Annotated in this window: 11 protein-coding genes and 1 pseudogene; 9 read left to right on the forward strand and 3 right to left on the reverse strand. The window is 64.7% G+C overall.

Annotated features, from left to right (window positions below):
• Nucleotides 1-15: 15 nt before the first annotated feature.
• Together AC05QJ_RS03220 and AC05QJ_RS03225 are read right to left on the reverse strand one after the other, a co-directional pair.
• A complete protein-coding gene (locus AC05QJ_RS03220) occupies nucleotides 16-801 on the reverse strand; it encodes a methyl-accepting chemotaxis protein (RefSeq protein ID WP_476747858.1) in 786 nt (261 codons plus the stop codon).
• 69 nt (nucleotides 802-870) lie between these two features.
• Nucleotides 871-1,908, reverse strand: a pseudogene (locus tag AC05QJ_RS03225) (HAMP domain-containing protein); the annotation flags it as partial.
• A 226-nt stretch (nucleotides 1,909-2,134) separates the two neighbouring features.
• Here AC05QJ_RS03225 and bamE point away from each other — a divergent pair.
• Entirely contained in the window at nucleotides 2,135-2,389 is a 255-nt protein-coding gene (gene bamE, locus AC05QJ_RS03230) for an outer membrane protein assembly factor BamE domain-containing protein (protein ID WP_476745557.1), read from the forward strand.
• Nucleotides 2,386-2,961 (forward strand): lipocalin family protein, encoded by a 576-nt coding sequence (locus AC05QJ_RS03235; RefSeq protein ID WP_476745558.1) that lies wholly within the window; start codon nucleotides 2,386-2,388, stop codon nucleotides 2,959-2,961. The genes bamE and AC05QJ_RS03235 overlap by 4 nt, the downstream gene beginning before the upstream one ends.
• A 106-nt stretch (nucleotides 2,962-3,067) precedes the next feature.
• Here AC05QJ_RS03235 and AC05QJ_RS03240 read toward each other — a convergent pair whose 3' ends face one another.
• Entirely contained in the window at nucleotides 3,068-4,432 is a 1,365-nt protein-coding gene (locus AC05QJ_RS03240; protein WP_476745559.1) for a formimidoylglutamate deiminase, read from the reverse strand.
• 143 nt (nucleotides 4,433-4,575) lie between these two features.
• On the opposite strand from AC05QJ_RS03240, the gene hutC reads away from it, so the two are divergent.
• The 7 genes from hutC (at nucleotide 4,576) to AC05QJ_RS03275 (ending at nucleotide 12,195) form a co-directional block, all read left to right on the forward strand.
• Complete coding sequence (gene hutC / locus AC05QJ_RS03245; RefSeq protein ID WP_476747859.1) at nucleotides 4,576-5,286, forward strand: histidine utilization repressor; 711 nt, start codon at nucleotides 4,576-4,578, stop codon at nucleotides 5,284-5,286.
• Nucleotides 5,283-5,861: a HutD/Ves family protein gene (locus tag AC05QJ_RS03250; protein WP_476745560.1), complete on the forward strand. Its 579-nt coding sequence runs from the start codon at nucleotides 5,283-5,285 to the stop codon at nucleotides 5,859-5,861. Before hutC ends, AC05QJ_RS03250 begins: the two co-directional genes overlap by 4 nt.
• 321 nt (nucleotides 5,862-6,182) lie before the next feature.
• Entirely contained in the window at nucleotides 6,183-7,862 is a 1,680-nt protein-coding gene (gene hutU, locus AC05QJ_RS03255) for a urocanate hydratase (protein WP_476745561.1), read from the forward strand.
• 125 nt (nucleotides 7,863-7,987) lie between these two features.
• A complete protein-coding gene (locus AC05QJ_RS03260) occupies nucleotides 7,988-8,956 on the forward strand; it encodes an ABC transporter substrate-binding protein (RefSeq protein WP_476745562.1) in 969 nt (322 codons plus the stop codon).
• A 28-nt stretch (nucleotides 8,957-8,984) separates the two neighbouring features.
• The gene (locus AC05QJ_RS03265) at nucleotides 8,985-9,836 is read left to right on the forward strand and encodes an ABC transporter permease (protein ID WP_476745563.1); all 852 of its coding nucleotides are present in this window, start codon (nucleotides 8,985-8,987) and stop codon (nucleotides 9,834-9,836) included.
• Entirely contained in the window at nucleotides 9,833-10,663 is an 831-nt protein-coding gene (locus AC05QJ_RS03270) for a quaternary amine ABC transporter ATP-binding protein (RefSeq protein WP_476745564.1), read from the forward strand. Before AC05QJ_RS03265 ends, AC05QJ_RS03270 begins: the two co-directional genes overlap by 4 nt.
• An 8-nt stretch (nucleotides 10,664-10,671) precedes the next feature.
• Nucleotides 10,672-12,195, forward strand: coding sequence for an HAL/PAL/TAL family ammonia-lyase (locus tag AC05QJ_RS03275; RefSeq protein ID WP_476745565.1), 1,524 nt, complete (start codon nucleotides 10,672-10,674; stop codon nucleotides 12,193-12,195).
• Nucleotides 12,196-12,202: the final 7 nt, after the last annotated feature.

The following is a 12,202-nucleotide window of genomic DNA, read 5'->3' on the forward strand; positions in this document are numbered from 1 at the left end:
GCCCTCAAGCTCGCCTCAGATCCTGAAACTCCCCACCAGATGCTTCAACCGCTCGACCTGCTGTTCCAGGTCGTTGCAGGCCCGCAACGTCGCCTGCAGGTTTTCCACCCCTTCCTGATTCAGCGTATTGATCTCGGTGATGTCGACATTGATCGACTCCACCACGGCGGTCTGTTCCTCGGTGGCGGTGGCTACGGACTGGTTCATGCCGTCGATCTCGCCGATGCGCTGGGTCACGCTGCCCAGTCGCTCACCGGCGCGGTTGGCGATGCCGACGCTGTGCTGGCTGTGGTTCTGGCTCTCGGTCATGGTAGTGACCGCCACTTGGGCGCCGGCCTGCAGTTCTTCGATGATCCGCTGCACCTGTTGCGCCGAGTCCTGGGTGCGGTGGGCCAGGTTGCGCACTTCGTCCGCCACCACCGCGAAGCCCCGACCCGCCTCGCCAGCCCGTGCTGCTTCGATGGCCGCGTTGAGCGCCAGCAGGTTGGTCTGCTGGGAGATGCCGGCGATCACTTCGAGGATCTGGCCGATGTTCACCGTGTTGGCATTGAGCGTTTCGATGTTGCCGCAGGAGTCGCTGATCCGCGCCGAGAGCTGGTTCATCACGTCGATGGTCTGGTTGACCACCTGCTGGCCATCCTCGGCGAGGCTGCGGGCATCGCTGGAGTGCTGCGAGGCGAGGGCAGCGTTCTGGGCGATTTCCTGGGCGGCGGCGCCCAGTTCGTTGATGGCCGCGGCAACGCTGCTGGTGCGGCTGGATTGCTGGTCGGCATTGTGGATCGAGGCGTTCGAGGCGCTCATCACCCGCAGCGCCACTTCATTGACCTGGCCCGTGGCCGAGGCCACCTCGCGGATCGATTCGTGGATGCGTTCGACGAAGCGGTTGAACGACTGTCCCAGGGTGCCGAACTCGTCGTGGGCGTGGATGCTCAGACGCTTGGTCAGGTCGCCCTTGCCCTCGGCGATGTCGTGCATGGCCCGGCCCATGACGTGCAGTGGCTCCATCAGTACGCGGATCAGCAGGCCGAGCAGGGCGATGATGATCAGCACGGCGGCAATGGTCGCCACCACGGCCGAGCTGCGCAATTCGCCGAGCATGGCGAAGGCAGCGTCCTGGTCGAGCACCAGGGCCACGTACCAGTTCGCCGAGGGCACGCCGTCGATGCGGGTGAAGTTGATGAACTGCCGGCGGCCGTCGATCTCCACTTCCTTGAGGCCCTTGCCGATCACCGGCGCGCCCTGTGGATAAGCCTCGGAGAGGGTCTTCAGGGCCAGATCGCCGTTGGGGTGGATCAGGATCTTGCCGTCGCCGTTGACGATGAAGGCGTGGCCGTGACCGTCGAAATTCAGCGAGTTGATGATCGCGCTGATGGTATCCAGCGCAGTGTCGGCACCGGCCACGCCGATCAGCTTGCCGACCTGCTGCACCGGAGTGGCGATGGTGACTACCAGCTTGCCCATCGAGGCGGAAATGTAGGGCTCCGTGACCACGGTCTGGCCGGCGCTACTGGCGCTCTTGTACCAGCCGCGTACGCGAGGGTCGTAGTCGGCGGCGCGGTTGCCCACCGGTACCGATTGCATGCTGCCATCCTGGCCGCCGAAGTAGGTGAGGGCGAAGTTGCCGCCGTACACCGGCAGCGCCAGGCTGCGGGCCAATGCGTCCTTGCCGGGGCCGTCCACGGCGACCTGCTGGGCGAAGGAGTCGAGCAACTGGATGCGGCTGTCCAGCCAGGTGCGGATGTTGCCGGCAGTCAGGCTGCCCAGTTCCTGCATCGACGCTTCGGTGCTGCCGCGCAGGGACTGGCGCTGACGGTAGTCGTTGAACAGGACGAAGCAGGTGAAGGCCACCACCACGATGAGGGCGGCGGCCAGCAGGATCTTGTGGCTGAATTTCAGGTTTTTGGTCATCGCAAGGTCACGAAATCTACGAAAGGGGCGCGGCAATCCGCCGCAGCGCCACCTGTGTCGTCCGTAGTAGCGAAAAGATTAATCGGTTCCGCATTCATGCGACCAATGGCGAGTGATTGCGCGGGACTGAAAGCGGGTGCCTTCGGGAACCGGAGTGCGTTTTTTCCTTCTAAGCTCTCGACAGTGCTCTGGTCCTGTCACTTTCATATTCAGGAGTACCCCCTTCATGTCGTTGCGTTCCCTCGCCCTGTTGTCCTTGTGCGTGCTGCTGGCTGCGTGCAGCAAGCTCAACCAGGAGAACTATTCCAAGCTCAAGACCGGTATGAACAAGGCCGAAGTGGAAGCCTTGCTGGGCAGTCCGACCGAGTGTTCCGGGGCGTTGGGGGTGTCCAGTTGTACCTGGGGTGATGAAAAGACCTTCATCAGTGTCCAGTACGCAGGTGACAAAGTGTTGATGTACGCGGGGCAGGGACTCAAATGAAGTGGCGCTACCCACTGCTGGCCTTGTGCGCGGCGCTGACCCTGGGCGGTTGCGCTCACTCGGTGGCCGATGATCCGCTGCCGCCGAAGACGGTGGGGCAGGTCGATCTCAAGCGGTATCAGGGCAAGTGGTTCGAGCTGGCGCGGTTGCCGATGTATTTCCAGCGGGATTGCGCCCAGTCCGAAGCGCATTACAACCTGCGGGCCGACGGCAGCGTCGGCGTGCTCAACCGCTGCCAGACCCTGGAAGGCGAGTGGGAGGAAGCCAGCGGCAGCGCCACGGCACAGGTGCCGGGCAAGACCGACAAGCTTTGGGTCGTGTTCGACAACTGGTTCTCGAAGTTGCTGCCGGGCCTGGCCAAGGGGGACTACTGGATTCTCTACATCGGTGACGACTACCAGACCGCACTGGTGGGCAACCCGAACCGCAAGTACCTCTGGCTGCTGTCGCGCAAGCCGACGGTCACGGCGGTGGAGCGGGAAAGCCTGCTGGCCAAGGCACGGCAGCAAGGGTATGACACGACGCGGTTGATCTGGCGGGTTTCGGATCGGGATATCGGGCGCAAGCCCTGAGATCTTGCGTTGATCTTTCGGGCCTCATCGCCGGCAACGCCGGCTCCCACAGGTGGTGGACATAACCCTTGTGGGAGCCGGCGTTGCCGGCGATGAGGCGTCAGATTCAGCCGAGCAATTCCTGCAATACCTGGGCAAACGCCTTCGCGCTCTCTTCCTGCCCCTCATGCCGGCCTTCGCGCACCACCCACGCCCCATTGACCATCACATCCCGCACCTGACGATCCCCGCCGGCAAACAGCCAGCGGTTGAGGATATTGTCGCCATCGGCCGTGGCCAGATACGGGTCCAGCCCATCCAGCACGATCCAGTCCGCCCGCTTGCCCACTGCCAGTTCACCCACCGGCTGCCCCAGTGCCTGGGCGCCGCCGCTCAGGGCGGCGTCGTACAGGGTCCGGCCGACCATCGGCTGGTTGGCGCCGTACAACCGGTTGCGGCGCTGGTCCCGCAGGCGCTGGCCGTACTCCAGCCAGCGCAGCTCTTCGACCACGCTCAGCGATACATGGCTGTCTGAACCGATGCCCATGCGGCCACCCTGGGCGAGGAAGTCCACCGCCGGGAAGATGCCGTCGCCCAGGTTGGCTTCGGTGGTCAGGCACAGACCCGCCACCGCGCCGCTACGGGCCATCAGGCCGACTTCGTCGGCTTCGGCATGGGTGGCGTGGACCAGGCACCAGCGCGGGTCCACCTCGACGTTCTCGTACAGCCACTGCAACGGCCGGCGACCGCTCCAGGCCAGGCAGTCGTCGACTTCCTTCTGCTGCTCGGCGATATGGATATGCACCGGACAGGTCTTGTCGCTGGCAGCCAGGACGACGGCAATCTGTTCCGGCGTCACCGCGCGCAGCGAGTGGAAGCACAGGCCCAGTTGCTGTGCCGGCTGGGCCGCGAGCAGCGGCTTGAGGCGGGCTTGCAGGTCGAGGTACTGCTCGGTGCGGTTGATGAAGCGGCGCTGGCCATCGTTGGGCGCCTGTCCGCCGAAGCCGGAATGGCTGTAGAGCACCGGCAGCAGGGTCAGGCCGATGCCGCTCTGGCTGGCCGCCGCACTGATGCGCCGGGACAGTTCGGTCGGATCGGCGTAGGGGCTGCCTTGCGGGTCGTGGTGGACATAATGGAATTCCGCGACCGAGGTGTAGCCGGCCTTGAGCATCTCGATGTAGAGCTGGCGGGCGATGATGTGCAGCTGCTCGGGGCTGATCTTGCCGACCAGGCGGTACATCAGGTCGCGCCAGGTCCAGAAGCTGTCATTGGGATTGCCCGCTACTTCGGCAAGGCCGGCCATGGCGCGCTGGAAGGCGTGGGAATGCAGGTTGGGCATGCCCGGCAGCAGCGGGCCGGCGAGTTTCTCGGCGCCTTCGGCCGAGCCGTCGGGCTGCAGCGATGTCAGCAGACCGTCGGCGCCGACCTCGATTCGGACGTTTTCAGCCCAGCCGCTGGGCAACAGAGCGCGTTCGGCAAAGAAGACGGACATCGACACGACACCTCGTTTTGTTTATTTGTATATACATATACAGACGTTTGCCTGCCGGGTAAACTCCGGCAAGCTACCGTTCATTCAATAGAACAAGGACATTTCCTGTGCCGAAACCTCCTGTCTCCACGCTGGTTGCCCAGATGGGCGAGGGGCCGGCGCCGCTGTATGCCCGGGTCAAACAGATGATCGTCCAGCAGATCGAGAACGGCGCCTGGCCGCCGCACCACCGGGTGCCGTCGGAAAGCGAGCTGGTCGCCGAACTGGGCTTCAGCCGCATGACCATCAACCGCGCCCTGCGCGAGCTGACGGCCGAGGGCCTGCTGGTGCGAATGCAGGGTGTCGGCACGTTCGTCGCCGAACCCAAGACCCATTCCGCGCTGTTCGACGTGCACAACATCGCCGACGAAATCGCTGCCCGTGGTCACCAGCACAGTTGCCGCGTGGTCACCCTTTCCGAGGAAGCCGCCGGCTCCGAACGAGCCCTGGCGCTGGACATGCGCGAAGGCCAGCGGGTGTTCCATTCATTGATCGTGCATTACGAGAACGGCGTGCCGGTGCAGATCGAAGACCGCTACGTCAACGCGCAGATCGCCCCGGACTACCTCAATCAGGACTTCACCCGGCAGACGCCCTACGCCTATCTGTCCCAGGTCGCGCCGCTGACCGAGGGCGAGCATGTGGTCGAAGCCATCCTCGCCGAGCCGGATGAATGCAAGCTGCTGCAGATCGAGTCTGGCGAACCCTGCCTGCTGATCCGCCGCCGCACCTGGTCCGGCCGCCAGCCGGTAACTGCCGCCCGGCTGATCCACCCGGGCTCCCGCCATCGTCTCGAAGGACGTTTCAGCAAATGACCGAGTTGACCCTGTTACGCGCCGCCGATTACCCACGCATGCCGTGGAAGAACGGCGGCGGCAGCACCGAGGAAATCACCCGCGATGCCGGCGAGGGCCTGGACGGTTTCGGCTGGCGCCTGTCGATCGCCGACATCGAGGAGTCTGGCGGTTTCTCCAGCTTCGCCGGTTACCAGCGAATCATCACGGTGCTGCAAGGCGACGGCATGGTCCTGCAGGTGGATGGTCAGCCCAGCCGGGCGCTGCTGCCGTTCGACCCCTACGTGTTCAGCGGTGAAAGCCAGGTCAGTTGCCGTCTGTTGGGTGGCCCGATCCGCGATTTCAACCTGATCTACGCGCCCCAGCGTTACCGCGCCCGCCTGCAGTGGTTCAGCGGGTACAGCCGGGTGTTCAGCTCTGCCAGCACCGTGCTGCTGTTCAGCGCCCAGGCCGCGCTGGACGTGGGCGTCAGCGGTCATCCACGGCAAACCCTGGGCCTGTACGACTGCCTTTACCTGCATGACAACGAGCAGCTGCGCGAACTGGACATCACCGGTCGCTGCTGCCTGATCGAGCTCACCGCTGTTTCCGCGTAACGCACCACTCCCGCACATTTTGTTACCGAACGCCCCAAGGTGGCGCAATGCCGCCTGGGGTGTCCCGCCTCGCACCGCCCTCCCTACATCCCTTCTGCAAGATTTTTCCGCCTTGTCCCACAAGGGCTAGAGCCCTGTCGGCAGTTTTTTCATGAAGGGATTTTCCGACTTGGCAATTCAATTGCATATGCTTGTATGTACAAGTAAAGATGTGTGCGTATGAGTGGACAGGCCATCCCCTCAGCGCTGTTCGTAACAACGGTGACCACCGCTGGCCCACTGCCTGGGTTGGGATTGGATAGATGCTCGAGGAGCCCTTTCGTGACTGACAACAACCTGAACAAATTCCGTGATGTCGAAATCCGTGCCCCGCGCGGCAACACGCTGACCGCCAAGAGCTGGCTGACCGAAGCGCCGCTGCGCATGCTGATGAACAACCTCGACCCGGAAGTGGCGGAGAACCCGAAGGAACTGGTGGTGTACGGCGGCATCGGCCGTGCCGCGCGCAACTGGGCGTGCTACGACAAGATCGTCGAGAGCCTGACCCATCTGAATGACGACGAAACCCTGCTGGTGCAGTCCGGCAAGCCGGTCGGTGTGTTCAAGACCCACGCCAACGCCCCGCGGGTGCTGATCGCCAACTCCAACCTGGTGCCGCACTGGGCCAGCTGGGAGCACTTCAACGAACTGGACGCCAAGGGCCTGGCCATGTACGGCCAGATGACCGCCGGCAGCTGGATCTACATCGGTAGCCAGGGCATCGTCCAGGGCACCTACGAAACCTTCGTCGAAGCCGGCCGCCAGCACTACAACGGCAGCCTGAAAGGCAAATGGGTACTGACCGCCGGCCTTGGCGGCATGGGCGGCGCCCAGCCACTGGCCGCGACCCTGGCCGGCGCCTGCTCGCTGAACATCGAATGCCAGCAGAGCCGCATCGATTTCCGCCTGAGCAGCCGCTACGTCGATGAACAGGCCACCGACCTCGACGACGCCCTGGCCCGCATTGCCCGCTACACCGCCGAAGGCAAGGCCATTTCCATCGCCCTGCTGGGCAACGCCGCCGAAATCCTCCCGGAACTGATCAAGCGCGGTGTGCGCCCCGACATGGTCACCGACCAGACCAGCGCCCACGACCCGCTCAACGGCTATCTGCCGGCCGGCTGGACCTGGGAAGAGTACCGCGACCGTGCGCAGACCGAACCTGCCGCCGTGGTCAAGGCCGCCAAGCAGTCCATGGCCGTGCATGTGCGCGCCATGCTGGAATTCCAGAAACAGGGCATCCCGACCTTCGACTACGGCAACAACATTCGCCAGATGGCCAAGGAAGAGGGCGTCGCCAACGCCTTCGACTTCCCCGGCTTCGTGCCGGCCTACATCCGCCCGCTGTTCTGCCGCGGCATCGGCCCGTTCCGCTGGGCCGCGCTGTCGGGAAATGCCGAAGACATCTACAAGACCGATGCCAAGGTCAAGGAACTGATCCCCGACGACGCCCACCTGCACAACTGGCTGGACATGGCCCGCGAACGCATCAGCTTCCAGGGCCTGCCGGCGCGTATCTGCTGGGTTGGCCTGGGCCAGCGCGCCAAGCTGGGCCTGGCCTTCAACGAAATGGTCCGTCGTGGCGAGCTGTCGGCGCCTATCGTTATCGGTCGCGACCACCTGGACTCAGGCTCCGTCTCCAGCCCGAACCGTGAAACCGAATCCATGAAGGACGGTTCCGATGCCGTGTCCGACTGGCCGCTGCTCAACGCCCTGCTGAACACCGCCAGCGGTGCCACCTGGGTGTCGCTGCACCACGGCGGTGGCGTGGGCATGGGCTTCTCGCAGCACTCGGGCATGGTGATCGTCTGCGACGGTACCGACGAGGCCGCCGAGCGCATCGCCCGCGTCCTGACCAACGACCCGGGCACCGGCGTGATGCGTCATGCCGATGCCGGTTACGACATCGCGATCGAATGTGCCAAAGAGCAGGGTCTGAACCTGCCAATGATCACCGGCTGATCCGCAGAGCGGGGGCCGCCGAAGGTGGCCCCTGTCGCGGCGTTTCATGGAAGGGACGACCGGACGCCTGGCCCAAGGGCCGCTGAACTGCCGATATCCACTTTCCTGTTTGGGAGCGTCATGCAATGAAAACCAACAAGACCCTGCTTGCGTCGCTGTGTGCCATTGGCCTGTTGAGTCTGTCGGGGGGCAGCCAGGCCGCGGGCTGGTGCGAATCCGGCAAGCCGGTGAAGTTCGCCGGGCTGAACTGGGAAAGCGGCATGCTGCTGACCGACGTCATGCAGTTCGTCCTGAAGAACGGCTACGGCTGCGAGACCGACAGCCTGCCGGGCAACTCCATCACCATGGAAAACGCCCTGGGTACCAACGATATCCAGGTGTTCGCCGAGGAGTGGGTAGGCCGCAGCGAGGTCTGGAAGAAGGCTGAGGCCGCCGGCAAGGTGGTGGGCGTGGGCGCGCCGGTGGTGGGCGCGGTGGAAGGCTGGTACGTACCGCGCTATGTCGTCGAAGGCGATGCCAGGCGCAAACTGGAAGCCAAGGCGCCGAACCTCAAGGCCATTGCCGACCTGGGCCAGTACGCCGCCGTGTTCAAGGACCCGGAAGAGCCCGGCAAGGGCCGCTTCTACAATTGCCCGGCCGGCTGGACCTGCGAGCTGGACAACAGCGAAATGCTCAAGGACTACGGTCTGGAGTCGAGCTACACCAATTTCCGTCCGGGCACCGGCCCGGCGCTGGATGCGGCGGTACTGTCGAGCTACAAGCGCGGCGAGCCGATCCTCTTCTACTACTGGACCCCGACCCCGCTGATGGGCCAGGTGGACCTGATCAAACTCGACGAGAAACCGGGCGTCGACAAGACCGTGAGCATCAAGGTCGGTCTGTCCAAGGCCTTCCACGAACAGGCACCGGAACTGGTGGCCGTGCTGGAGAAGGTCAACCTGCCGATCGATCTGCTCAACCAGAACCTGGCGCGCATGACCAAAGAGCGGATCGAGTCGCCGAAACTGGCGAAAGCCTTCCTCAAGGAACATCCTGAAATCTGGCATGCATGGGTCAGCGAAGACGCCGCGAAAAAGATCGACGCCGCGCTCTGAGTTTCTATCTACCTGACGAGTGAACCCTATGTTCCCCGAAAACTTTACCTTCTCCATCGCCGACTGGGTCAACGGCTGGGTCGATGCCCTGGTGACCAACTACGGTGATGTGTTCCGGCAGATCTCCGACACCCTGCTGTGGGCCATCGTCAACCTCGAAGGCCTTTTGCGGGCGACGCCCTGGTGGCTGATGCTGGCGATCGTCGGCGTCATCGCCTGGCACGCCACCCGGCGCATCCTGCCGACCGTGGTGATCGTTGGCCTGCTGTTCCTGGTGGGGGCGGTGGGGCTCTGGGACAAACTGATGCAGACCCTGGCGCTGATGCTGGTGGCGACGCTGATCTCGGTGCTGATCGGCATCCCGCTGGGGATTCTCTCGGCCCGCAGCAACCGCCTGCGGGCGGTGCTGATGCCGCTGCTGGACATCATGCAGACCATGCCCAGCTTCGTGTACCTGATCCCGGTGCTGATGCTGTTCGGCCTGGGCAAGGTGCCGGCGATCTTCGCCACCGTGATCTACGCCGCGCCGCCGCTGATCCGTCTGACCGACCTGGGGATCCGCCAGGTCGACGGCGAGGTGATGGAAGCGATCAACGCCTTCGGTGCCAACCGCTGGCAGCAACTGTTCGGCGTGCAACTGCCGCTGGCGCTGCCAAGCATCATGGCCGGCATCAACCAGACCACCATGATGGCCCTGTCGATGGTGGTGATCGCTTCGATGATCGGTGCCCGTGGCCTGGGCGAGGACGTGCTGGTGGGCATCCAGACCCTGAACGTCGGCCGTGGCCTGGAAGCCGGCCTGGCAATCGTGATTCTCGCGGTGGTGATCGACCGCATTACCCAGGCCTACGGCCGGGCGCGGCATGAGGTGAGCAAATGAGTACCCAGGCGATGAACAAGATCGAAGTGAAGAACGTCTTCAAGATCTTCGGCGAGCGCGCCGGCGAGGCGCTGCAACTGATCCGCGAGTCCCACAGCAAGGAGCAGGTGCTGTCGAAGACCGGGTGTGTGGTCGGGGTCAACGACCTGTCGCTGTCCATCGGCGCCGGCGAGATCTTCGTCATCATGGGCCTGTCGGGCTCCGGCAAGTCGACCCTGGTGCGCCATTTCAACCGCCTGATCGACCCCACCAGCGGGGCGATCCTGGTGGATGGCGAAGACATCATGCAGTACGACATGGAAGCCCTGCGCCAGTTCCGCCGGCGCAAGATCAGCATGGTGTTCCAGAGCTTCGGCCTGCTGCCGCACAAGACCGTGCTCGACAACGTCGCCTACGGCCTCAAGGTCCGCGGCGAAAGCAAGCAACTGTGTGCCGAGCGCGCCCAGCACTGGATTACCACGGTCGGCTTGAAGGGCTACGAGAAGTCCTACCCGCACCAACTGTCCGGCGGCATGCGCCAGCGCGTCGGCCTGGCCCGCGCCCTGGCGGCGGACACCGACATCATTCTCATGGACGAAGCCTTCAGCGCCCTCGATCCGCTGATCCGCGCCGAAATGCAGGACCAGTTGCTGGAACTGCAGAAGACCCTGCACAAGACCATCGTGTTCATCACCCATGACCTCGATGAAGCCGTGCGCATCGGCAACCGTATCGCGATTCTCAAGGACGGCCGCCTGATCCAGGTCGGTACCCCGCGAGAAATCCTCCACTCGCCGGCGGACGAATACGTCGATCGTTTCGTCCAGCGCCGCGCCGCCACCGTATGAGGACCGACATGCAGCAACCCGAGACTGTCGTCATCGCCGACGCCCCCGTGCGTTGGCAGGACATCGTCGCCGTGGCCCGCCACGGCGCCCGCCTGTCGCTGTCCGCCAGCGCCTGGGCGCGGATCGAAAATGCCCAGGCCATCGTCCGGCGCATCGTCGACAGCGGCGAGCGCGCCTACGGCGTCAACACCGGACTGGGCGCGCTGTGCAACGTCGCCCTGGAAGGCGAGCAACTGAGCCGCCTGTCGCGCAATACCTTGCTGAGCCACGCCTGCGGCGTCGGTCCGGTACTGCCGGACGAGCAGACCCGGGCAATCATTTGCGCCGCCGTCGTCAACTACAGCCACGGCAAATCCGGCATCCAGCGTCCGGTGGTGGAAGCACTGCTGGCGCTGCTGGACCGCGGCATCACCCCGCAAGTGCCGTCCCAGGGCTCGGTGGGCTACCTCACCCACATGGCCCATGTCGGCATCAGTCTGCTGGGCGTGGGCAAGGTCAGCTACCGCGGGCGCATCGTCGACGCCGCCGAGGCCCTGGCCGAAGAAGGGCTGGCGCCGGTGCAACTGGGGGCCAAGGACGGACTCTGCCTGGTCAACGGCACGCCGTGCATGACCGGCCTGAGCTGCCTGGCCCTGGCCGACGCCGGCCACCTGCTGCAATGGGCCGACGTGATTTCGGCGATGAGCTTCGAGGCCCAGCACGGCCAGATCGCCGCCTTCGACGCCGAGATCATCGCCCTCAAGCCGCACCCCGGCATGCAGTTGGTGGGGGCCAACCTGCGAGCGCTGCTCGATGGCAGCGAAGTGATCGCCAGCAGCAAGGGGATTCGCACCCAGGACGCCCTGAGCATTCGCTCGATTCCGCAGGTCCACGGCGCCGCTCGCGACCAGTTGGCCCATGCCGCCCGGCAGATCGAGACCGAGCTGAATTCGGTCACCGACAACCCGATGCTGCTGGGTACCCCGGACGACTTCCGCGTCATGTCCCAGGCCAACCCCCATGGCCAGTCGGTGGCGATGGCTGCCGACCTGCTGGCGATGGCAATCGCCGAGACGGGCTCGATCGCCGAGCGTCGCCTCGATCGCCTGGTCAACCCGCATGTCAGCGGCTTGCCGGCGTTCCTGGTCAGCGAGCCGGGCGTGAACTCGGGAATGATGATCGTGCAGTACGTCGCCGCCTCGTTGTGCGCGGAGAACCGCCAGTTGGCGCAACCGGCGGTGCTCGACAACTACGTCACCTCCGGCCTGCAGGAAGACCACCTGAGCCTCGGCACCAGCGCCGCGCTCAAGCTGCACCGGGTCCTGGAAAACTGCACGCAGATCCTCGCCATCGAGTACCTGCTGGCGGCCCAGGCCTTCGAATTTCTCAAGGAGCAGCGCTTTGGCGCCGGCACCGGTCGCGCCTGGCAGTTGCTGCGCGAGCAGGTCCCGGCCTATCAGCAGGACCGCTGGCTGGCACCGGACATCGCCAGCGCGGCCGCGTTGCTCAAACAGCCGCAGTCGCCGCAGCTCGTGCTGCCAACGCTGCTCTGAACCACGA

The sequence above is a fragment of the Pseudomonas sp. TUM25319 genome (assembly GCF_056388475.1).

Bases quoted from the DNA above. Each gene is read 5' to 3' on its own strand.
- AC05QJ_RS03265 (WP_476745563.1), top strand. From the start codon at position 8,985: ATGTTCCCCGAAAACTTTACCTTCTCCATCGCCGACTGGGTCAACGGC.
- AC05QJ_RS03275 (WP_476745565.1), top strand. From the start codon at position 10,672: ATGCAGCAACCCGAGACTGTCGTCATCGCCGACGCCCCCGTGCGTTGG.
- AC05QJ_RS03240 (WP_476745559.1), bottom strand. From the start codon at position 4,432: ATGTCCGTCTTCTTTGCCGAACGCGCTCTGTTGCCCAGCGGCTGGGCT.
- AC05QJ_RS03270 (WP_476745564.1), top strand. From the start codon at position 9,833: ATGAGTACCCAGGCGATGAACAAGATCGAAGTGAAGAACGTCTTCAAG.
- hutC (WP_476747859.1), top strand. From the start codon at position 4,576: ATGGGCGAGGGGCCGGCGCCGCTGTATGCCCGGGTCAAACAGATGATC.
- AC05QJ_RS03250 (WP_476745560.1), top strand. From the start codon at position 5,283: ATGACCGAGTTGACCCTGTTACGCGCCGCCGATTACCCACGCATGCCG.
- AC05QJ_RS03260 (WP_476745562.1), top strand. From the start codon at position 7,988: ATGAAAACCAACAAGACCCTGCTTGCGTCGCTGTGTGCCATTGGCCTG.
- AC05QJ_RS03220 (WP_476747858.1), bottom strand. From the start codon at position 801: ATGAGCGCCTCGAACGCCTCGATCCACAATGCCGACCAGCAATCCAGC.
- bamE (WP_476745557.1), top strand. From the start codon at position 2,135: ATGTCGTTGCGTTCCCTCGCCCTGTTGTCCTTGTGCGTGCTGCTGGCT.
- AC05QJ_RS03235 (WP_476745558.1), top strand. From the start codon at position 2,386: ATGAAGTGGCGCTACCCACTGCTGGCCTTGTGCGCGGCGCTGACCCTG.